The following is a 21,854-nucleotide window of genomic DNA, read 5'->3' as shown; positions in this document are numbered from 1 at the left end:
AGCGGCAGCCACGATTCCTCAGCCGCAGCCTTCCACATCATCCACTTGCGGCGGCTGCCCGACCCGCCAGCTGCTGACCTTGCCGTCGGCATCGGTCTCGAACACCAACGCGGACCGGGCGGACGCATCGGCCGTCCGCAAGGTGAGCGCGCCAGGGACGTATTTGTGCGGCTGCTCGGTCAACCCTGTTGGATACAGCGCGCGCAGCTGCGCCCGCGTCATGCCGACCTTGCCGCCGCCCGGTGCGAGTTCCTTGGGTTCGGTGGTCTGATACCGCACGAGGCGATCGCCTTCGAACATGAAACCGAAGCGGCGCGCATCGTCGGCCCACTGCGGTCGCAGCAGATAGCAGCCGCCATCGGTTGCCGGCTCGCCGCGCAAGTCGCCGCCCCAGGCAGCGCGTGCCTGCGCCGCATCCATGCCCAGGCGCAGATCGCCGTAACCATCCAGACGCGCGAGCGCAGCCGGCTGCTGACGCAGTTGCGGCGGAAACGTGCCGGCCGGCGCAGTGGCCGGCGGAACGTCGCCGGTTGGCTGATCGGTGCCGGCCGCCACCGGCGCAGGCGCCGCGTCGGCCGGTACCGCCGTGGTGGCGTCCTCGGCGCGGTTGCAGCCGGTCAGCAACAGCAGTGCGCCCATCAAACCGAGCAATCTGGTGGTCATGCATGCCTTCCTTACGGGTCCGCCACAGCCTACACAGCGCACATCGCAACGGTGTGCAGAACGCCAGGGCGCCCTGCGGCGTGCCGATGTCATCGGCGCTTCATTGGCTGCGGGCAAGCTGAGCGCCTCGCAGGACTGCCGCCATGCCCCCACGCAAGACCGCGCTCGCCCTCACCGCGCTGCAATCGCACCGCAGCCCACTCACCCTGCTGCAGCGACGCGCGCTGATCCTGGCCGACGGGCAGCGCGATCTGGCAACGCTGGCCGTGCTGCTGGGCGGCGACGGCACCGCATTGGTGCATGCGCTCTGCGCGACGGGCTATCTGGAGTCCGGTACGCAGGCAGGGAGTGCGACACGCACTGACCCGGCGTCTGCCTCCTCGCCGGCAGGCGTGCCCAGTAGCCACGTGCCGCCGCCAGCGGCACCACCGAGCGAAGAAGACCTGCAGCGCCAGCGCCGTCGCGCGGCCACCAACGCGCGGCTGTACCTGCTCGACATCCTGCAGCTGCAACGCAACCCGGCGGCCGTTGTGCTGCACCGGCAACTGCAGGCCGCACGCGCCGAAGACGCCATCGGCGCCGCCATTGCCGAGGCGCTGCGCGCGTTGCCGCAGATCACCTCGGCAAGCTATGCCGAGCGCGTACGTGCACGGCTCGGCGAGTTGCTGCCGGATTCGCTGCAGGCGGAGTGATCGGACAACTGAAACCGATACGTCGTAGATGGCGTGATCCGACAGCTGCAACCGATACGTTGCAGTTGGCTTGATCCGCCAGCTGCGACTGATGCATTGCAGTTGACTTGGTCTGCCAACTGAAACTGATGCATTGCCGTTGGCTTGATCCGACAGTTGCAACCGACGTTGCAGGCTGCTTGATCAGACGCCCGCAACTGGCGTGTTGCAGACGACGCGATCCGAAAAGTGCGACCTTTGAGTGTCGTACTGCCTGATCAGCACACTGAGCTAGCTGCCTGAGTTACTGCGCATCGCCTGACCTGGGCGCCTGAAATGCCGCGCGCAATCCGGACCAGCACTGCTGGTAGTCGCTCTGCCGGTGCGCGGCCTGCAAGGCCTGCTGCGTGGGGCGCAGCACCGCACGCGTTTCGAACATGAAGGCCATGGTGTCGGCGATCACATCCGGGCGCGTCAGGTCTGCATGCGAGGCCTTGTCGAAGGTCGCCGCATCCGGGCCATGCCCGCTCATGCAGTTGTGCAGCGAAGCACCGCCCGGCGCGAAGCCATCGGCCTTGGCGTCGTAGACCCCGTGCACCAGCCCCATGAACTCGCTGGCCACATTGCGATGGAACCACGGCGGGCGGAAGGTGTGCTGCGCCACCAGCCAGCGCGGCGGGAAGATCGCGAAATCCATGTTCGCCGTGCCATGCGTGTCGCTGGGCGAGGTCAGCACGGTGAAGATGCTCGGATCCGGATGATCGAAGCTGATCGAGCCGATGGTGTTGAAGCGGCGCAGGTCGTAGCGATACGGCGCGTAGTTGCCATGCCAGGCCACCACGTCCAGCGGCGAGTGGCCGATGTCCGCGCGCCACAGATGGCCCTGAAATTTGGCCACCAGTTCGAAGGCACCTTCGCGCAGTTCGAAGGCCGCATGCGGCGTTTCGACATCGCGCGCATTGGCCAGCCCGTTGGAGCCGATCGGCCCCAGGTCTGGCAGCCGCAGCAATGCGCCGAAGTTTTCGCAGACATAGCCGCGCGCATCGCCATCGGGCAGCTCGACACGGAAGCGCACACCGCGCGGTATCACCCCGATCTGCTGCGGCTCCAGCTCCAGCACACCGAGCTCGCTATGGATGCGCAGGCGGCCCAGTTGCGGCACCAGCAACAGCTCGCCGTCGGCATCGTAGAAGAAGCGATCGTGCATCGATGCGTTGGCCGCATACAGATGCACGGCGACACCGGACATCGCCTCCGGCCCGCCATTGCCGGCCATGGTGTAGAGACCATCGACGAAATCGGTTGGCGTGGACGGCAGTGGCAACGGGCTCCAGCGCAGTTGATCCGGCGGCACCGGGCCGCGACCGAAGTCGTTGTGGAAGGTCGATTGCTCGATTAACGAAAACGCGCCATGCACGGCCGCCGGACGGATGCGATAGAGCCAGCTGCGCCGGTTCTCGCTGCGCGGCGTGGTGAACGCGGTGCCGGACAACTGTTCGGCATACAACCCGTGCGCCACACGCTGCGGCGAGTTCTGCCCGATCGGCAAGGTACCGGCCACCGCTTCGGTCGCGAACGCGTTGCCGAAACCGGTCATGTAGTGCTCGTTGTTATGCATGGCATGCGTCCGGATTTTGGCCCCAAGGGGCCGGGATTAAGCCCCCCTCCCGTGGGGAGAGGGGCTTTAACTGCGTGAGTTCTTACTGGTTTGTCTTGTCAGACAACCGTGCCCGGATGATGTGGCGCTTGAACGTATTGCCTTCAGCAAATCCCGAACAGCGAATCACCCATCCCCGCCCTCACAGCACCCCACGCTTCATCTGGTCGCGCTCGATGCTCTCGAACAGCGCCTGGAAATTGCCTTCGCCAAAGCCCTCATTGCCCTTGCGCTGGATGATCTCGAAGAAGATCGGGCCGATGCAGTTGGTGGTGAAGATCTGCAGCAGCTTGCGCTGCTGGGTGTCCACGTCGGCGTCGATCAGGATCTTGTTGCGACGCAGGCGTGCGACGTCTTCGCCGTGGTCGGGGATGCGCAGGTCCACCACGTCGAAATAGGTGTCCGGCGTGTCCAGGAACGTCGCGCCGGCCTCGCGCATCTTCTCCACCGAGCTGTAGATGTCATCGGTGAAGCAGGCGATGTGCTGGATGCCTTCGCCGTGGTAGGCGTCCAGATACTCGTTGATCTGGCTCTTGGGGTCGGAGGATTCGTTGAGCGGGATGCGCACGATGCCGTCCGGGGCGGTCATCGCCTTGGACACCAGGCCGGTCTTGGCGCCCTTGATGTCGAAGTAGCGGATCTCGCGGAAGTTGAACAGCCGCTCGTAATAGTCCGACCAGCGCTGCATGTTGCCGAAGTACAGGTTGTGGGTCAGGTGATCGATGAAGGTCAGCCCGAAGCCGGCCGGGTGCTGGTCGGCGCCTTCGATCGGCTCGAAGTCGACGTCGTAGATGCTGCCCGCATCGCCGTAGCGGTCCACCAGATACAGCATGCAGTCGCCGATGCCCTTGACCACCGGGGCCGGCACGGCGCGCGTGTCGGCCTTGTCCTGCACCGCTTCGCCACCATTGCCCAGCACGGTCTGCAGCACGGTCTGCGCCGGGGTGCGGAAGCGGATCGCAAAGCCGCAGGCGCTCGGGCCGTGCGCGGCGGCGAAATCGGCGGCAAACGAATCGGGGTCTTCGTTGAGCAGGAAGTTGATCCCGCCCTGGCGATAGACGGTAATGGCGCGGCTGCGGTGGCGCAGTACCGGGCTGAAGCCCATCTTGCGGAAGTAGTCGTGCAGCTGCTTCGCCTGGTCGGCGGGCGCGGCGAATTCGACAAACTCGAACCCGTCGATCCCCATCGGATTGTCGAAGGTGGTGACCTGCATGCCCAGGTTCGGGCGGGTTGCGGTACTGCTCGGTTGTGCGCTCATCGTCGTTTCTCCACGCTAGGCCGTCCGCAGGGCTATGCGGGGTGGCAGAAGACCCGCGAGAATGCGCAGGCCACCCAAGGTTTGTAGTTGCAAATGAAACCAAAATCAAGACACAGTGCAACATGAGCGATCTCGACGCCCCTACCCCGCCGCCACATCCTGTGCTGCTCAACCTCGAGCAGTTCCTGCCGTATCGCTTGAGCGTGCTGTCCAACCGCATCAGCAGCAACATCGCCAAGGTCTACGGCGATCGTTATGGCATGGCCATTCCCGAGTGGCGGGTGATCACCATCCTGGCGCTGTATCCGGGTTCCTCGGCCAGCGAGGTCTCCGACCGCACCGCGATGGATAAAGTTGCAGTCAGCCGCGCCGTGGCGCGTCTGCTGGAGCGCGGCTTCATCCGGCGCGAAACCCATGGCGACGACCGCCGCCGCTCGATGCTGGCGCTGTCGCCGGCCGGGCGCCAGGTCTACGAGACCGTCGCCCCGCTGGTCAACGAGATGGAACAGCGGCTGATGTCGGTCTTCAGCGCCGAGGAGCAGCAGATCCTGGAAAAGCTGATCGACCGGCTGGCCAAGGACGGGCTGCCGCGCATGGCCGGCAAGGACTGATACAACACCCCCCCGCAATGCGGGGGGGTTTGCATGACGCGGCAATGACGGGTTATGCCTGCGGCGGCGCCCACTGCTTGAGGAAGTCGAACAGCTTCCGGCGGTCGAAGCCCTCGCCCTTGCGCAGGTCCGGGCCGGCCTGGATGGTCAGCAGCTTGCCGTCGTTGTCCAGCACCAGCAGCGACGGATAGTCGTTGAGCTGGGCGAACTGCGACAGGAACGCGGCGTTTTCGTTGGCCGCATCGCGATTGACCTTGACCACCACGAAGTGCGCATCGCGGAAGCTGCGCAGCTCCGCATCGCCACCCATCAGCTCGTCCAGCGCCTTGCACGGCTCGCAGGCCGCATTGCCGACATTGAGCACGATGCGCTTGCCGCCGCGCTTGGCCTCGACCTTGGCGGTCTCCAGATCGGCGGCCGGATCGCGCGAGGGGTCGTACTGCGCATTGAGCGCCGCCGCCGCGGCGATGTCCGCCGCGGTGGGCGTATTGCCCGAAGACACCGGCTGGCTGGGATCGGCGCTGGGCGGCTTCTGCATCGAGGTGTCCAGCGGCCGTGGCGCCTCCTGTTGCTCGGTGGGCTGCCCGCAGGCGCTCAACAGACCTGCCAGCAGCAGGCCACAGACAGTGGGTTTGATCGGCATTGCTGTTCTCCTCACTTCACACCGTGCATCAGTTTGTTGATCAACGGCGCGATCAGGAACAGCACCGCGCCAGCGCCCAGGAGCGCCCAAAATCCGAAGGTATACCCGCTCAGGGCCGAGGACACGCTCATCCCTTCGCTTCCGCTGACATGCCCGGCGAAAATGCCCGACAGGTTGTTGCCGATGCCGGTGGACAGGAACCAGCCGCCCATTCCAAAACCGACCAGGCGCACCGGTGCCAGCTTGGTCACCATCGACAGGCCGATCGGCGACAGGCACAGCTCGCCCACCGACTGGATCACGTACACCATGAACAAGGTCCAGAACGGCACCTTGCCAGCATCGTTGACCAGGCTCGACAGTGCAAACATCAACAGCAGAAACGCCAGGCCGTTGAACAGCAGGCCCAGGCCGAACTTGCGCGGAATCGACGGATTGAAGCGGCCGGCCTTGACCCAGATCCAGGCGATGACCGGTGCCAGCGTGATGATCGCAATCGAGTTCACCGACTGGAACCAGGCGGTCGGGAAGGTCCAGTCGCCGAAACCGCGGTCGACGATGTTGTCGGCCAGGAAGGTGAACGAGCTGCCAGCCTGCTCGAAGAACATCCAGAACAGCACATTGAAGGCGAAGATGATCAGCATCGCGATCACCTTGTCGCGCTGCACCTTGCCTTCGCGGATGCCTTCGACCAGCAGCATCACCGACAGGCCGACGAACAACACGGTCAGCACGATCTGCAGCACGTCCGCACCGACGGCGAGCAGGAAGTACACCACCGGGATCGCCAGCACGCAGCCGACCAGCACCATCAGCACCCGGCCGATGCCCTGCGCGTTCGGCGCCGGTGCGCCGATGCCCTTGAGCTGTGCGCGCCCGATCCAGAACCACACCAGGCTGATCAGCATGCCCGCGCCGGAGGCCATGAACACCATCTTGTAGGACGGCATGGCGTCGGTGCCGAATACCTTTTCGGCCAGCAGCTGGGTCAGCACCGGCGAGATCATCGCGCCGAGGTTGATGCCCATGTAGAAGATGGTGAAGCCACTGTCGCGGCGCGGATCGGCCACCGAGTACAGCTTGCCGACCATGGTGGAGATATTCGGCTTGAACAGCCCGTTGCCCACCACTACGGTGGCCAGGCCGATCTCGAACATGGTGTGGTCGGGAACGGCGATCAGGAACAGGCCGGTGGCCATGACGGCCGCACCGACCAGGATCGAGCGTTGGTAGCCGAGCACGCGGTCGGCCACGTAACCGCCGAAGATCGCCGCCGCATACACCAGCGCCAGATAGGCGCCATAGGTGCGTCCGGCCGGCGCCTGCCCGGTGGCATCGCCGTTGAAGAACTGCGCCACGATGTACAGCACCAGCGCCCAACGAATGCCGTAGAACGCAAAGCGTTCCCAGAATTCGGTCATGAACAGCATCCACAGCGGCCGGGGATGACCGAGCAGCGTGGGGAACTCGGGCGGCGGCGGAGTGGCAGTGGAAGTCGGCGCGGTAGCGTCAACGCTCATGGAATGTCCCTTGCGTATTCAGGAATGGCTGGGTGCCCAGAGCGTACCCCGGGAGACGCGCGAGGATCACTTAGACGTCATGTACGCGTCAAATTCGCAGGACTCGCCGGCCTGATGGCGGCTGGTCTGCGAGGATGAAGCCCGCACCCTCACCCCAACCCCGCTTCCGACGGGAGAGGGGCCAGCACTCCCCTGCATCCTGGCCCTGCCAGCCAGGTTTAGCCCGAATCGGCTTGAGCGCCACCCGCCCCTCGCTCTGGCAACCCAAGTTCGGCCCAGCCGCTCCAACGATCCCTCTCAGCCCTTCGCCGATTCACCGCCTCCCATCGGCTCACGGCTTTCCATGCCCACCGAAGTACGCACGTCGAACAGCTCCGGGAAAAACGTCAGCGCCAGCGCCTGCTGTAGAAAGCCCACGCCACTGGACCCACCGGTGCCGCGCTTGAAGCCGATCACCCGCATCACCGTGCGCATATGGCGGAAGCGCCAGAGCTGGAACTGGGTTTCCACATCGACCAGGTCCTCGCACAGCGAATACTCGCGCCAGTAGCGATCGGTGTTTTCGTAGATGCGCTCGAACACCGGGCGCAGGCTGTCGTCGGCCACATGCGCGCAGGTCCAGTCGCGCGCCTGGTAGTGCGGCGGAATCGCATGCCCGAAGCGCGCCAGATAGCGCAGGAACTCCTCGTACAGGCTGGGCGCTTCCAACACCTGGCGCAGGCGCGCCTGCCCCTGCGGGTCGTACGCGAACACCTGCAGCATCTGCGGGTTCTTGTTGCCGAGCAGGAACTCGATATAGCGGTACTGCAGCGACTGGAAGCCGGACGAGGGACCCAGCACATCGCGAAAGCCCATGTACTCGCTCGGGGTGAGCGTCTCCAGCACCGACCACTGTTCGGTGAGCTGGCGCAGCACCTGCTTGCTGCGCGCCAGCACCTTGCGGCACTGCCAGACCTGATCGTTCTGCAGGTGCACCATCGCCGCGCGCAGCTCGTGCGCCAACAGCTTCAGCCACAGCTCGGAGGTCTGGTGCTGGATGATGAACAGCATCTCGTCGTGGTGCGCCGGCTCGGACAGGGGCTGCTGCGCCGACAGCAACTGGTCCAGCCGCAGATAGCCGCCGTAGGTCAGCCGCCCCTCCAGATCGGTGTGGATGCCGGGTTCCAGGTCACGCAGGTTCTTGTCGACGGGCATGGCAGTGCAGATGGATCGGGCCGGTCAGGGTAGCTCAGTGGCGGGGATTGGGGATTGGGGATTGGGGGAATCGGGAATCGGGAATCGGGAGGCGGGAGGCGGTGATTGGACATCGACGGCCTGGCGGCCGAGGGCGGCGCTGGAGGCTGGGTCTTCGAAACATCATCTCCGGTGTGTGCCGCATCGTTCTGCCGTGCAGCGCTTCTGGGTGGACCGACGCGGTTCGGAATACCTAGTCGTTGCAGCGCGCGGCCTTGATGCATGTCGCTGCGTTGCGCTGCGTCGCACTGCCGTAGCAGCGTCCGGTTTGCCTGGGTGGCCTGCCTACTTGGCAGCCTGGCAACGCGGTGGCGTACGCGTCTGGTACTTCACACCTGAAAAAGCCAACCGCTCTCGACTGTGCAGTCGCAGCCGCTGCGCCGGTGTCACCGTATCGTCAACCCAGGTCTGCAAATTCATGCAGAATCGAACGACGCTGCCGGCCAGGGACGTGGCCGGACCAGGGGAGCGTTTCACGTCTCATGGATCAGGGGACTCTCATCTCATGCATGTGTTGCAGCGTCGTGCCGCCTTACTTTTCTGCGCGCTGGCGGTTGCCGGCCACGCCAATGCCCAGGTCGTCATCAGCCAGGTCTACGGCGGTGGCGGCAACAGCGGTGCCAGCTTCCGCAGCGATTTCATCGAGCTGCACAACATCGGCAGCACCACGGTCGGCCTGGACGGCTGGTCGGTGCAATACGCCTCGGCCGCCGGCCGCAGCTGGCAGGTCACCCCGTTGGCGGGCAGCGTTCCGGCCGGCGGCTACTACCTGGTCAAGCAGGCCGACGGCAGCGGCGGCAGCGTTGCGCTGCCCACGCCCGACGCCACCGGCACCATCGCCATGGGCGGCGGCGCCGGCAAGGTGGCGCTGAGCAACAGCGCCTCCGCGTTGAGCGGCGCCTGCCCCACCGGCAATGCCGATCTGGTCGGCTATGGCAGCACCGCCAGCTGCGCCGAAGGCAATGCGCCCACGCCGGCGCCCAGCAATACGCTGGCAGTGCTGCGCGGCGGCGATGGCTGCACCGACACCGACAACAACGCGGCCGATTTCGCCACCGGCGCGCCGGCCCCGCGCAACGCCGCCAGCCCCGCACGGCTGTGCAGCGGCGGCGGCCAGCCGATCGCCACGCTGGCCGATGTCAGCCAGGCCGAAGGCAACAGCGGCAGCCGCAGCGTCGTGTTCACGCTGAGCCTGAGCCAGCCGGCCGGCGCGGGCGGGGTGAGCTTCACCGCGGCCACCGCCAATGGCACGGCCACGGCCGGCAGCGACTATGTCGCCCTGCCCGCCTCGAGCTTCCGGATCGCCGCCGGCGAGCGCAGCGCCAGCATCAGCGTGGAGGTGCTGGGCGACACCACGCCCGAGCCCGACGAGACCTTCGCGCTGCAGATCAGCGGCCTCACCGGCGCGTTGCCGGCCACACTGAGCGCCACCGGCACCCTCCTCAACGACGACTTCAGCTTGCTACCGATCCACGCCATCCAGGGCAAGGGCGCACGCTCGCCGCTGGAAGGCCAGGTGGTCGCCACCTCGGGCATCGTCACTGCCCGTCGCAGCGCCGGCTTCTTCCTGCAGGCAGCGGATGCCGAAACCGATGGCGACCCGGACACCTCCGAAGGCGTCTACGTCTACACCGGCAGCACGCCGCCGGATGCCGCTGCCATCGGCAACCGGGTGCGCGTGCAAGGCACGGTGCTCGAGTACGTGCCCACCGCCGACCCGACCCAGCCGCCGCTGACCGAGATCGGCGGCAGCCTGACCGTGCTGCTGGATTCCACCGGCAACCCGTTGCCGATGCCGGTGGCGTTGAGCGCGAACTTCCCCAACCCGAACGGCGCCTTTGATCAGCTCGAAGCGCTGGAAGGCATGCGCGTGGCCGCCGCCAGCCTCACCGTCAATGCGCCCACCGGCGGCAGCGTCAACGAGACCAACGCCACCGCCACCAGCAATGGCGTCTTCCACGCGTTGGTCACCGGCCTGCCGCGCGCCTTTCGCGAGCCCGGCGTGCAGTTGCCCGACCCATTGCCGGCAGGCTCGCCCGCGGGGGTGCTGCGCTGGAACACCAACCCGGAAGTGATCGCGGTCGGCAGTGCCGGCGTCGGTGCCGAGCGCCTGGACCTGGCATCGGGCTGTATCGTGATCGGCGCCACCGGCCCGCTGGACTACAGTTTCCGCCGCTACACGCTGTATCCGGAACGCACCCCGCAGGTGAACTGCAACGGTGTCGACCAACCGCGCCCGGCACCGCTGCCGCAGGCCGACGACGTGGCCGTGGCCACCTACAACATGGAGCGCTTCTTCGACGACCAGAACGACCCGGCGATCGGCGAACCGGTGCTCACCCCGGCCGCGTTCCAGGCCCGCCTCAACAAGGCCTCGCTGGCGATCCGCAACTACCTGCACACGCCCGACATCCTGGGCACGGTGGAGGTGGAAAACATCAGCGTGCTGCAGACCCTGGCTGCGCGCATCAACGCCGATGCCATCGCTTCCGGCCAGCCCAATCCGCAGTACGTGGCGTACCTGCAGGAAGGCAATGACGTGGGCGGTATCGATGTGGGCTTCCTGGTCAAGACCGCTGCGGTGTCGGCCGGCGTGCCGCGCGTGGAAATGGTGTCCATCGCCCAGGAAGGCAAGACCACCACCTGGACCGAACCGGGCGGCGCGGTGAGCCTGCTCAACGATCGCCCGCCGCTGGTGCTCAGCGCCAAAGTGCACCAGGCCGATGGCCGCGTGCTGCCGCTGACCGCCATCGTGGTGCATCAGCGCTCGCTCAACGGTGCCGAAACCGACGATGCGGCCGGCACCCGCATCCGCGCCAAGCGTCAGGCCCAGGCCGAGTATCTGGCGCGCCTGCTGCAGGCGCGCCAGCAGCTCGATCCGGCCGAACAGGTGCTGGTGATGGGCGACTTCAACGCCTTCGAGTTCAACGACGGCTACGTGGATGCGATGGGTACCGTCACCGGCAGGCCGGCGCCGGATGCGCAGACCGTGGTGGGCGGCGATGGCGTGGACCTGGTCAATCCGGACTACACCGACCTGACCTGGTTCAACACGCCCGACCAGAGCTACTCGTACGCCTTCGACGGCAATGTGCAGTCGCTGGATCACATCCTGGCCAACGAGGCGCTGATGCGCGCACCCGGCATCGCCTCGCTGTCGGTGGGCCATGCGCGCATCAATGCCGACTTCCCCGGCACCGCGCGCAACGATGCCACTACGCCCACGCGCCTGTCCGACCACGACCCCACCGTGGTGCTGTTGCGCATGGCGCCAGCGCGACGTGCCGACCTGAGCGTGGTGGTCACCGCGGCACGCGCACAAGTCACCGAAGGCGAGCGCATCGACTTCAGTGTGGATGTGGAGAACCGTGGGCCCGACAGCGCGGCGTTTGCAGCGGTGGCGCTGGCCTTCGATGCCGCGGTGAGCCCACGGGTCACCGCGGCATCGGGCTGGAGCTGCCAACCGCCGGAAACCGCGGCCCGGACGGTGGTCACCTGCAGCATCGCCGCGCTGGCATCCGGTAACGCACAGCGCTTTGCGGTGCAGATCGACGCTGGCGCGGAACTGGCTGGACGCAGCCTGACCCTGGCTGCGTCGGTCGCCTCGCAAACGCCGGACCCGCAGCCGGACAACAACACCGACACCGCCGCAGTGAGCGTGCAGCCAGCGCTGCGCAGCGATCTGGCAGTGCGCCTGGAAGGCCCCGCCACGCTGCCGACCACCGCCTTCAACGCCACCTACCGGGTGGTGCTGGACAACCGCGGCAACGCACCGGCCACCGGTGCCAGCGTGCGGATCGAAGGCAACACGGTGTCGGCATTGTCGCAGCTGGTGCCGCCCGGCGGCTGGCGCTGCGCCAAGCAGCTGCAGTCGCTGCGCAGCGCGATCTTCGTGTGCAGCACCGCCGCAGCATTGCAGCCGGGCGCGCAGGCCGCCTTCCAGCTGACCGTCGCCGCAAAGCCGATCCCGGCCGAACGCGCGGTGCGAGTGCAGGCCAGCGCCAGCTCAACCTCGCCCGATGCCACCCCGGCCGACAACGCTGCGCTGATCGTTACCCCGATCGGTGGAGGCGCCGGCCGCCGCTGATCGCAGTGCAACACGTCGCAGTTCTGTACTGCGACAAAGGGCGCGGCCTGGTCCGCGCCCTTTTTTTTGTGCAAGCCAGCATCATTGTGTGCTGCGGTGCAGGACAGCTTTTTGCTGCGTGGTCCTTAACATCGCAACTCATATCATTTGAAACTTCTTGGTGAAGGTGTCGCCGCAATGAGCGTAGCCGCGCAGTTCGAGATCGAATATCTGCAATACATGGACGCGGACGGCCAGATCGTCCGCGACGACCTGCCGGCCGACGCCGCCAACCCGCAACAGTTGCTCGCCCTGTTCAAGCGCATGCTGTTCGTGCGCACCTTCGACAGCAAGTCGGTCGCGCTACAGCGCACCGGCAAGCTGGGCACCTATGCGGCCTGCCTCGGCCACGAAGCCACCCACGTGGGCATCGGCGCGGCGATGCGCAGCGGCGATGTGTTCGCGCCCAGCTATCGCGAGTACGGCACCATGTTCGAACGCGGCGTGCGCCCGCGCGACGTGCTGCTGTACTGGGGCGGCGACGAACGCGGCAGCGACTATCCGCGCGATGCCGATGCGGCGATCGACTTCCCGATCTGCGTGCCGATCTCCACCCAGTGCCTGCACGCGGCCGGTTCGGCGCTGTCGTTCAAGCTGCAGGGCAAGCCGCAGGTGGCGGTGGCCTGCTGCGGCGACGGCGGCAGCTCCAAGACCGACTTCTACGCCGCGCTCAATTCGGCCGGCGCCTACAAGCTGCCGTTGATCCTGTGCGTGATCAACAACGGTTGGGCGATCTCGGTGCCGCGCTCGGCGCAGACCGGCGCGCAGACGCTGGCGCAGAAGGGCCTGGCCGGCGGCCTGCATTGCCTGCAGGTGGACGGCAACGACCTGATCGCGGTGCTCGAAGCGATGCGCCAGGCGCGCGCGCGCGCACTGGCCGGCGACGGCGGCACGGTGATCGAGTTCCTGACCTATCGCCTGTCCGATCACACCACCGCCGACGATGCGCGGCGCTACCGCGGCGAAGAAGAGGTCAAGCAAGGCTGGGCGCGCGAGCCGCTGCTGCGCCTGCGCCGTTATCTCACCGCACAGGGCCTGTGGGACGAGGCGCAGGAAACCGCATGGAAGGCCGAATGCGGCGCGCGCGTGGACGAAGAGGTCAACGCCTACCTCAACACGCCGGTACAACCGGTCGAAGCGATGTTCGATTACCTCTACGGCGACCCGCCGGCCGAGTTGCTGGCCCAGCGCGCCGAGGTGATGGCGCAGGAGGCCCGCCATGGATGAGCTCAACCAGTCACACCTGGCTGCGACGCAGCAGGCCAGTGCCCCTTACAACGCCGCAGCCACGCGCGGAGAGAGTGCCATGAGTTCGCCCATCACCCTGATCGAAGCCATCACCCAGGCGCTGGCCTGGGAGCTGGAACACGACCCTGCGGTGCTGGTGCTGGGCGAGGATGTCGGCGTCAACGGCGGCGTGTTCCGTGCCACCGCCGGCCTGCAGCAGCGCTTCGGCAGCGCGCGGGTGCTGGACACGCCGCTGGACGAAACCACCATCGCCGGCCTGAGCGTCGGCCTGGCCGCGCAGGGCATGAAGCCGGTGGCCGAAGCGCAGTTCGACGGCTTCGTGTATCCCATGGTCGATCACCTGATCTGCCATGCCGCGCGCCTGCGCAACCGCACCCGCGGGCGCCTGCATTGCCCGATGGTGCTGCGGGTGCCGTGGGGTGGTGGCATCCGCGCGCCGGAACATCACAGCGAAGCCAACGAGGCCATCTTCACCAACGTGCCCGGCCTGCGCGTGGTGTTGCCGTCCTCGCCGCAGCGCGCCTATGGCCTGTTGCTGGCCGCCATCCGCGACCCGGATCCGGTGATCTACATGGAGCCCAAGCGCATCTACCGCCAGTACAAGGAAGTGGTCGCCAACGACGGCGAAGCGCTGCCGCTGGATGTGTGCTTCGTGCTGCGCGACGGCACCGACGTCACCCTGGTCACCTGGGGCGCGCAGGTCAAGGAAGCGCTGGAAGCGGCCGACAAGCTCGCCGGAGAAGGCATCAGCGCCGAAGTCATCGACGTGGCCACGCTGCGCCCGCTGGACTTCGACACCATCGCCGAATCGGTGGCCAAGACCGGCCGCTGCGTGATCGTGCAGGAAGCCCCGCGCACCGCCGGCTTCGGTGCGGAGATCGCCGCGCAGCTGGCGGAAAAATCGATGTACGACCTGCTCGCACCGGTCGAACGCGTCACCGGCTACGACACGCATATCCCGCTGTTCCGGCTGGAAATGAAGTACCTGCCGAGCGTGGAGCGCATCGTCACCGCCGCCCGTCGCGCGGTGGCCGCCGGCTGACATGCGCGCCCGTCTGCTCTGCGATTACCGCGCCGCGTACGCCAATCCGATCCGCTTCCACGCTGGCCAACAGGTGACCATCGGCGTGCGCGACGAGGAATGGCCGGCCTTCGCCTGGGTCAACACCGGCGACGGCCATGCCGGCTGGGCCCCGGTGGCCTGGCTGCGCCCCCTGGGCGACGGCAGGGCCGAAGCCCTGCGCGACTACGACGCACGCGAACTCGATGCCAAACAGGGCGAGGACGTGCTGCTGCATTACGAACATGGCGGTTGGTGGTGGTCCGAGCGTGCCGATGGCATGCAGGGCTGGTTGCCGGCCGCCGACCTCGAACTCCTCGACGACACCACGCCGCCGCTGCCTGCGGCGCAAGAGAACCTGCCATGAGCGAAGCCAAGAATTTCCACCTGCCCGACCTGGGCGAAGGCCTGCCCGATGCCACCATCGTCGAATGGTTCGTCAAGGAAGGCGACAGCGTGCGTCTGGACGATCCGTTGGTCTCGATGGAGACCGCCAAGGCGGTGGTCGAGGTGCCCTCGCCGTTCTCCGGCACCGTGACCAAGCTCGCCGGTGCCGCCGGCGATGTGATCGTGACCGGCGCGATGCTGGCGCAGTTTGCGCTGGACGCCTCGCAGCCGCAGCGCGCCGACGGTCAGGACACCGGGCACTCGCATGGCCCTGCACCCACGCATACGCCCAGCACCGGCGACAGCGCGGCCGGCCCGACCGCGCGCGTGGTCGCCTCCGACAACGGTGGCGAGATTGCCGACGCCGACGCCACTGGCGAGAGCGAGCGCGACGACGCCGGCACGGTGGTCGGTGCGATGCAGAGCTCCAACGCCGTGCAGAGCGAACAGGCGATTGCCGTGGGCGGCGTGCGCGCGATGCCGGCGGTGCGTGCGCTCGCGCGCAAGCTGCGGGTGGACCTGGCACAGGTGCGCGCCACCGGCCCGGACGGCACGGCGACGATGGCGGATGTGAAGCAGGCCGCAGCCGCGGGCACCGCGCGGTCTTCAGCCGGCGCGCAGAGCGTGCCGACGTCTCCGGCCAGTGGCCGAGGGAACGTCGCTGGCGGCGGAGCGACCGCAGGCAACAACGTGCACCACTCGGACGGCAGCGTGCATCATTCGGACAACAGCGCGAACCATTCGGACGGCAACGCGCGTCCCCTTCTCCCGCCTGCGGGAGAAGGTGCCCGCAAGGCGGATGAGGGCACCACTGCCCGCTCGCCGCTGTCGGCCAGCGGCAAGCCGATGCGCACCCAATCGCCCGGCACCAGCGTCAAGGGCCAACCCGAACAGCTCAAGGGCGTGCGTCGCAACATGGCGCGGGTCATGGCCGATGCGCACAGCAAGGTGGTGCCAACCACGCTCAACGACGATGCCGACATCCACGCCTGGCAGCCCGGCAACGACGTCACCGTGCGCCTGGTGCGCGGCATCGTGCGTGCCTGCCAGGCGGTGCCGGCGCTCAACGCCTGGTTCGACGGCGAGGCACTCAGCCGTACCCTGCACCCCCAGGTCGATATCGGCATTGCGGTGGATACCGAAGAAGGCCTGTTCGTGCCCGCGCTGCGCAATGCCGACATGCTGGACGCGCACGGCATCCGCGAGAGCGTCAACCGGCTGCGCCAGCAGGTGGAAAACCGCAGCATCGCCGCATCGGAACTCAGCGGCTACACCATCTCGCTGTCCAATTTCGGCATGTTCGCCGGCCGCTACGCTACCCCGGTGGTAGTGCCGCCGTGCGTGGCCATCGTCGCCGCCGGCCGTGCACGCTACCAGCTCACCCCGGTCATGGGCGGGGTGGAAACCCACAAGGTGATGCCGCTGTCGCTGACCTTCGACCACCGCGCCGCCACCGGCGGCGAAGCCGCGCGTTTCCTGCGCGCGCTGCTGGACGATCTGGCGCTGGCCAACTAACGCGCGGACAGCAAGACGACCGCACCTATCGCCAGGTAGGCAGGCCGGCCTTGTCGATCACATCCACACGCGACCGGTCGGCGGTTGCAGTGCACTCGCTGCTTGGGGACCAGAGCGGATAGCGACATCCCACGATGTCGCCATCAAGGAATCGAGTCGCGACGTGTCACACGATTGGTGAGAGCATCGCGCAGTCGACCCACCGTTTTTTTGTTTCAAGCATCTGACCGCGGCTGAATAGCGCCTTGGTCGAAGTATTGGCCGCTTTATGCGTTATGCCGCGATGAGACTTGAACACTGCGGATGGATCAGTTGCAGAGCAGCCGATCTGCGGGTTTTCTACAGGGCCCTCGCCCGCCCACCATCGCAGGACACGCCGTGAATCCGTCCATGGAGGCTCTTACGCGGCATCCATGCCGCGTAAGGTCCCGCGACGGTGAGCGGGCAAGGACCTATCGAGATGGTCGGTGTGTTTAGTTGCAAGCAGCACATGATGCGCACGACGTGCACTGGTTGGATCACCAGGCGTTCGCTCAATTCCCATCATTGCTCCGTCGCAAGCCGAGCGGCAGACCGGCCCCAACACGCAACCTGCAAACGTCTTGTCTGCCACGCAAGCCGAGCACACCTTCAGGAAAGCTGCCGACCAACTGTCTGGTGCGGTGGCCTCGCCGCTTGCGGGACCGTGTGGCGGCATGGATGCCGCCACCGAGCCCCCAGGGATGGGTTCACGGCGTGTCCCGCGAGCGGTGAGGACACCGCGCCCTCGACGCTGGGGCTTGGCTGCAGGGCCCCTGCCCGCCCACCGACGCAGTGCCAGCGACGACCCCGCGTGAGTCTCACCGACCATTGCAGTGCAAATGCCTGGATAATCGGACCATGTCATTTGCCCATCTTTCGCTGTCGCCGCAGTTGCAGCCATTCTTCGACACCGCGCTGGCGCGCGCCGGCCACCACACGCCCACGCCGATCCAGCAGCAGGCGATTGCGCCGATGCTGCAGGGTCGCGATCTGATTGCGATGGCGCAGACCGGCTCTGGCAAGACGCTGGCCTATGCGCTGCCGCTGCTGCAGCAACGCTGCCTGGCGCCGGATGTTGCCCCGCGCGTGCTCGGTGCGCTGGTGCTGGTGCCCACGCGCGAACTCGCCGCGCAGGTCGACGACACGCTGCGCCAGCTGGCCGCGCATCTGCCGCGGCGGCTCAAGATCGTTGCGGCCACCGGCGGTAGTTCGATCAATCCGCAGCTGCTTGCCCTGCGCGGTGGTGCCGATATCGTGGTCGCCACGCCTGGCCGGTTGCTGGATCTGGTCGATCACAACGCGCTGCGCCTGAGCGAGGTCGCCACGCTCGTACTGGACGAAGCCGACCGCCTGCTCGAGCTGGGCTTCGGCGCGGAGCTCGATCGCATCCTGGTCCTGCTGCCGGCGCGGCGCCAGAGCGTGCTGTTTTCGGCCACGTTTCCGCCCGGCATCGCCTCGCTGGCCAAGCGTCGCCTGCGCGACCCACTACGCATCACCGTTGCCGCCACCCCGGAAGCCGCGCCTGCGATCGAACAACGCGCGATCGCCGTCGATGCCGGCCAACGCACGCAACTGCTGCGCCACCTGCTGCAGGAACACGGCTGGTCGCATGTGCTGGTATTCGTCGCCAGCCGGCACACCGCCGAGAAAGTCGCCGAAAAACTCGGCAAGACCGGCATCAACGCCCAGCCGCTGCATGGCGACCTGAGCCAGGGCCGCCGCGAGCGTACGTTGCATGCCTTCAGGCAGCGCCAGGTGCAGGTGCTGGTAGCCACCGACCTGGCCGGGCGCGGCATCGATATCGATGCGCTGCCGGCAGTGGTCAATTACGACCTGCCGCGTTCAACAGTGGACTACATCCACCGCATCGGCCGCACCGCACGCGCAGGCGCCAGCGGCCTTGCGATCAGCTTCGTCACCGCAGAGAGCCAGCCGCAATGGCGCCTGATCGAAAAACGCCAGGGCCTGCGCGTACCGACCAGCGTGGTTGCCGGGTTCGAGCCGAGCCCGACGACAGCGGCGCCGGCGACGCAGATGCCAAACGCCGGCACGCGCGCTCCCGACGACAACGGCGGCATCAAGGGCAAACGGCCGAGCAAGAAGGACAAGCGACGCGCAGCGGCGGCGACACAGGCAGACAAGCCGGACTGACAGCGGAGAGTTACACGTAACGCGCTGTCGTCACGCCGAGGTGCACAGTAAAACGCAGCCTCAGTCCTGTTCGAAATCCAGCTCGCCGCCCGGCGCGCTGTCGCCATCTGCACGCGGGGTACGCTTGCCGGGCTTGCGCAGGATTTCCACGAAGAACTGCTCGCCGCCCTCACTGGTGAGCGCATTGATCGAGCGGATCAGCTCGGCCGGCGGCAGCGGCGTAGCGCTGGCCTCGTCCACCCCGAAGCGCATGGCGAAGTCCCAGTAATCCGCGCCTTCGGGCAAATCCTTGCGGCGCTCGCGGCGGATGTACTTGCGGATATCGTGCTTGCTGGACTCCAGCAGACGATCGCGGTTCTTGCCTTCGAGGTTGAGCTGATAGGTCTTGCGCATGGCGACATCGGTTGGGAGCTGGCCGCCTATTGTGAGGCCACACGGCCGTTCTGGGCGAATCGGCGGCGCTGGGGCATCTTCCGGACAGCGCAGCCATCGGCTGGGGCCGCGTTGACCGGCACCAGCACCGCCGGGGAGAGCTGCCATACCGGCTGTGCTGCGCACCTGTCTGGCCCACGCCCGCACGGTCGGATCTGCGATATATGCCCGGTTCGATCGGACACCTTCGATAAGGTCATGCACCTTGGGGAAAACGCGTCGTCGCGTCGACCGAAGAATCCATCAATGCGATGCCACGCATCCCGTGGCATCGCGCAGTACATGCAACGCGCTCAATCGGCGTGGAAGCGGATGCCTTGATTGATCGTGCATTGATACGCCAGCACCGGCCCGCGTTGCTGCAGACCCGGCAGGTCGTACATGTAGGTGGTGAAACGCACGCTGCCATCCGGACGCAGCTGGTAGCGCATGAACTGCTGGATCGGCTTGCCGTCGTTGGCCACGGTGAAGTGCGAACCGGAGAACGCGGCGGTGCCGTCTTCGGTGATGCGATACGCATCGATATGGCGGCCGCCACGGGTCTGCGTGACCGGCGTGCCTTCTTCGGGTGTGCAGCGGCCAAGGTCGGTGGTCAGGCTGACGTCGTAACCGGATTCCAGGGCTGCAAGCACTTCAGCACGGGTATTGAGCGATTCGCTGGCCCAGGCGGGCAGCGCACAGGCGCACAGCGTGGCGAGCAAGGTGGCGGGAGCAAGACGGGGCATGGCGAACTCCAGGACGAGGGAATGAAGCGACCTGGACTGTACGCAGCCCAGGGCGATCAACATGACCTAGTCCTGTCTGCACCGGCGCGCTGCGCTACGCATCACGCTGCATGATTGCGCTGTTTGGCGAAGTCCGCACGAAATTGCCGGATGCGGGCTATGCCTGCGCGCGCAGAGGCTGCTCGCAGCGTGATCGGGCGTCTTCCGCGCCAGAAAAAATGACAGGGGAAAGACGGCAGACGGCAGACGATATGCGCATCACGCAAGTGTCCGATGCACGCGTAAAGCGCTGCGAGGGGTGCAGGTCACGCCCCAGTCGCGGCCAGGTCCGCTCCTACGACTGGCGCGTCGACCGGAACCACTTTTTTCAAAGAATCATCCAGCCCCACCAGGCTGCGCGCGCACTCTCATCCGGCGCGGGCGCGCCACCTTCTCCCGATGGGAGAAGGGCTCGAACCCACGATCTCCGAAGCTTCAACGCCCGACCGTCAGTAAAGACGTCGGAATGACCGCACATCTCGCTACAAACGCCCATTGACCTCGCGCGGCACCTGTTCCGGCTCTGGCTGTAACGCCGGCATCGCACCCAGCAACAGGCGTTCTGCCAATGCACGCGTGGCCACGCGTAACTCCGGCACGGCGGTGATTTCCCAATAACGCCCGCGCAGCAGCGGACCCACGCAATACAGCCCCGGCACGATCTGCCCGGTGCCATCGCGCACGCGCAGTTGCGCATCGGTGTCCACGCCTAGGCCCAGCGGGTCGGCACGCAACAGCCCGGCTTCGCGCATGCCGGCGATCAGCGGGTCACTGGTGCGGTCGATATCGGTATCCAACCCTGTGGCGCGGATCACCGCATCGTAATGAGCGGTCTGCGCGTCGGCCGATCCACGCGGGCGGATCACCGCCTCCACGCCGTCGGGTACCCAACGCGCACGCAGCAGCCGCGCTGCGACGATCTGCAGCTGCCCCGATTGCTGCAATTGCGCCAGTTGTTCCGCCGCGCCCGGCGCAACCCGATGCCGCGCCACTTCCCAATACGGGCGCAGATGGCGCAGGAAACGTGCACGCTGCGGCAATTCCAGCCGCTGCCACAGCGGTTGCAGATGCGCGCGCAAGGCATCCACCACGCGTCGCCAGTCGTCGACCACGGCGCTCAGCTGGCGCACGCCGCGCAGCAGGCCGCGCAGGTCGGCATCCTTGAGCGCGCGCTGCAGATGTGGCGGCAACTCCAGCGCCGCGCCCGGCTGGCGCAGATGCGCCTGCGGCGCCAGGCCGCGTCGCGAGATCGCCAGCAGACGGCCGCGATGCCCGCGCGTGTGCAGGGTCAATGCCACATCCACCATGGTCAGCCCGGTGCCGACGATCAGCACGTCGTCGTCCGGCGCCAGGCGCGCCAGGGCATCGCCCTGCCACGGCCAGCCGATATAGCGCGGATGCACGCTCAGGCGCGGGCCGATGCCGGCCAGCGCCTGCGGCTGCAATGCGCCCACCGCCAGCACCACACGATCGCTGTGGAAGGCGTCACCATTGGCCAGGAACACGCGGAAGCCCTTGCGTGCACGCTCCACCGCCACCGCTTCCTGCGACAGCCGCACGATCGACGCCTGCGCGCCACTGACCGCAGTATCCAGCTCGCTGCGCAGATAGTCGCCATAGGCAAGCCGCGGCAGGAATTCCAGTCGCCCGCTGTCGCCCAGATGCAGGGTGTCGGCGAAGGCGCCAGGCGCCTGCGCATCGATTCCCAGGTCCTTGGCGCGTACGTTGAGCAAGTGCTCCGGCCGTGCGGCGCCATAGGCGATGCCGCTGCCGAAGGTCTCGGCCACGCCGACCAGGGTGATGCGCACCTGCGCATCGGCCGTCTGCGCCAGTGCACGGACCAGCGCGGTGCCGCAAAAGCCGGCACCGATGACGGTGATATGGGTTTCCATGT

General features: G+C 66.9%; 17 protein-coding genes. 8 read left to right on the top strand and 9 right to left on the bottom strand.

Features of this window, described 5'->3' with window-relative positions; genetic code table 11:
- Positions 1 to 18: 18 nt before the first annotated feature.
- Positions 19 to 639 carry a lectin gene (locus tag XaplCFBP3123_RS13340; protein ID WP_172453269.1) on the bottom strand — a complete coding sequence of 207 codons (621 nt, stop codon included), beginning with the start codon at positions 637 to 639 and terminating at the stop codon, positions 19 to 21.
- Between the two features lie 167 nt (positions 640 to 806).
- Between XaplCFBP3123_RS13340 and XaplCFBP3123_RS13335 the strand changes: the two genes are divergently transcribed.
- Positions 807 to 1,355 carry a hypothetical protein gene (locus XaplCFBP3123_RS13335; RefSeq protein ID WP_104534478.1) on the top strand — a complete coding sequence of 183 codons (549 nt, stop codon included), beginning with the start codon at positions 807 to 809 and terminating at the stop codon, positions 1,353 to 1,355.
- Between the two features lie 283 nt (positions 1,356 to 1,638).
- Here XaplCFBP3123_RS13335 and hmgA read toward each other — a convergent pair whose 3' ends face one another.
- Positions 1,639 to 2,952, bottom strand: a complete 1,314-nt coding sequence (gene hmgA / locus XaplCFBP3123_RS13330) for a homogentisate 1,2-dioxygenase (protein WP_104534477.1) — start codon at positions 2,950 to 2,952, stop codon at positions 1,639 to 1,641.
- A 181-nt stretch (positions 2,953 to 3,133) separates the two neighbouring features.
- On the bottom strand, positions 3,134 to 4,249 hold the full coding sequence (gene hppD / locus XaplCFBP3123_RS13325) for a 4-hydroxyphenylpyruvate dioxygenase (RefSeq protein ID WP_172453253.1): 1,116 nt from the start codon (positions 4,247 to 4,249) through the stop codon (positions 3,134 to 3,136).
- A gap of 122 nt (positions 4,250 to 4,371) precedes the next feature.
- Between hppD and XaplCFBP3123_RS13320 the strand changes: the two genes are divergently transcribed.
- Complete coding sequence (locus tag XaplCFBP3123_RS13320) at positions 4,372 to 4,860, top strand: MarR family winged helix-turn-helix transcriptional regulator (protein WP_024938218.1); 489 nt, start codon at positions 4,372 to 4,374, stop codon at positions 4,858 to 4,860.
- A 52-nt stretch (positions 4,861 to 4,912) separates the two neighbouring features.
- Here XaplCFBP3123_RS13320 and XaplCFBP3123_RS13315 read toward each other — a convergent pair whose 3' ends face one another.
- From XaplCFBP3123_RS13315 to XaplCFBP3123_RS13305, 3 genes are all read right to left on the bottom strand, one after another.
- Positions 4,913 to 5,503, bottom strand: coding sequence for a thioredoxin family protein (locus XaplCFBP3123_RS13315; RefSeq protein ID WP_104534475.1), 591 nt, complete (start codon positions 5,501 to 5,503; stop codon positions 4,913 to 4,915).
- Between the two features lie 11 nt (positions 5,504 to 5,514).
- Positions 5,515 to 7,023: a peptide MFS transporter gene (locus XaplCFBP3123_RS13310; RefSeq protein WP_104534474.1), complete on the bottom strand. Its 1,509-nt coding sequence runs from the start codon at positions 7,021 to 7,023 to the stop codon at positions 5,515 to 5,517.
- A gap of 297 nt (positions 7,024 to 7,320) precedes the next feature.
- Entirely contained in the window at positions 7,321 to 8,217 is an 897-nt protein-coding gene (locus tag XaplCFBP3123_RS13305; protein ID WP_104534473.1) for a tryptophan 2,3-dioxygenase, read from the bottom strand.
- 544 nt (positions 8,218 to 8,761) lie between these two features.
- On the opposite strand from XaplCFBP3123_RS13305, the gene XaplCFBP3123_RS13300 reads away from it, so the two are divergent.
- From XaplCFBP3123_RS13300 to XaplCFBP3123_RS13265, 6 genes are all read left to right on the top strand, one after another.
- Positions 8,762 to 12,343, top strand: a complete 3,582-nt coding sequence (locus tag XaplCFBP3123_RS13300; RefSeq protein ID WP_104534472.1) for a lamin tail domain-containing protein — start codon at positions 8,762 to 8,764, stop codon at positions 12,341 to 12,343.
- A gap of 177 nt (positions 12,344 to 12,520) precedes the next feature.
- Positions 12,521 to 13,609: a pyruvate dehydrogenase (acetyl-transferring) E1 component subunit alpha gene (gene pdhA / locus XaplCFBP3123_RS13295; protein WP_104534471.1), complete on the top strand. Its 1,089-nt coding sequence runs from the start codon at positions 12,521 to 12,523 to the stop codon at positions 13,607 to 13,609.
- On the top strand, positions 13,602 to 14,672 hold the full coding sequence (locus tag XaplCFBP3123_RS13290) for an alpha-ketoacid dehydrogenase subunit beta (RefSeq protein WP_172453252.1): 1,071 nt from the start codon (positions 13,602 to 13,604) through the stop codon (positions 14,670 to 14,672). Before pdhA ends, XaplCFBP3123_RS13290 begins: the two co-directional genes overlap by 8 nt.
- A 1-nt stretch (position 14,673) precedes the next feature.
- Complete coding sequence (locus XaplCFBP3123_RS13285; protein ID WP_104534470.1) at positions 14,674 to 15,057, top strand: SH3 domain-containing protein; 384 nt, start codon at positions 14,674 to 14,676, stop codon at positions 15,055 to 15,057.
- Positions 15,054 to 16,592 carry a dihydrolipoamide acetyltransferase family protein gene (locus XaplCFBP3123_RS13280; RefSeq protein ID WP_104534469.1) on the top strand — a complete coding sequence of 513 codons (1,539 nt, stop codon included), beginning with the start codon at positions 15,054 to 15,056 and terminating at the stop codon, positions 16,590 to 16,592. Before XaplCFBP3123_RS13285 ends, XaplCFBP3123_RS13280 begins: the two co-directional genes overlap by 4 nt.
- A gap of 879 nt (positions 16,593 to 17,471) precedes the next feature.
- Positions 17,472 to 18,764 carry a DEAD/DEAH box helicase gene (locus XaplCFBP3123_RS13265; RefSeq protein ID WP_104534468.1) on the top strand — a complete coding sequence of 431 codons (1,293 nt, stop codon included), beginning with the start codon at positions 17,472 to 17,474 and terminating at the stop codon, positions 18,762 to 18,764.
- A 60-nt stretch (positions 18,765 to 18,824) separates the two neighbouring features.
- On the opposite strand, the gene XaplCFBP3123_RS13260 is transcribed toward XaplCFBP3123_RS13265, so the two are convergent.
- The 3 genes from XaplCFBP3123_RS13260 to XaplCFBP3123_RS13250 form a co-directional block, all read right to left on the bottom strand.
- Positions 18,825 to 19,157 carry a DUF6172 family protein gene (locus XaplCFBP3123_RS13260; RefSeq protein WP_104534467.1) on the bottom strand — a complete coding sequence of 111 codons (333 nt, stop codon included), beginning with the start codon at positions 19,155 to 19,157 and terminating at the stop codon, positions 18,825 to 18,827.
- 332 nt (positions 19,158 to 19,489) lie between these two features.
- Complete coding sequence (locus XaplCFBP3123_RS13255) at positions 19,490 to 19,921, bottom strand: VirK family protein (RefSeq protein ID WP_104534466.1); 432 nt, start codon at positions 19,919 to 19,921, stop codon at positions 19,490 to 19,492.
- 521 nt (positions 19,922 to 20,442) lie between these two features.
- A complete protein-coding gene (locus XaplCFBP3123_RS13250; protein ID WP_104534465.1) occupies positions 20,443 to 21,852 on the bottom strand; it encodes an FAD/NAD(P)-binding protein in 1,410 nt (469 codons plus the stop codon).
- Between the last annotated feature and the right edge of the window lie 2 nt (positions 21,853 to 21,854).

Source organism: Xanthomonas arboricola pv. populi (assembly GCF_002939945.1).
GTDB lineage: Bacteria > Pseudomonadota > Gammaproteobacteria > Xanthomonadales > Xanthomonadaceae > Xanthomonas > Xanthomonas arboricola_A.
Note: the sequence above shows the minus strand (reverse complement) of the source record. Positions and strands in the feature narration are given on the sequence as shown.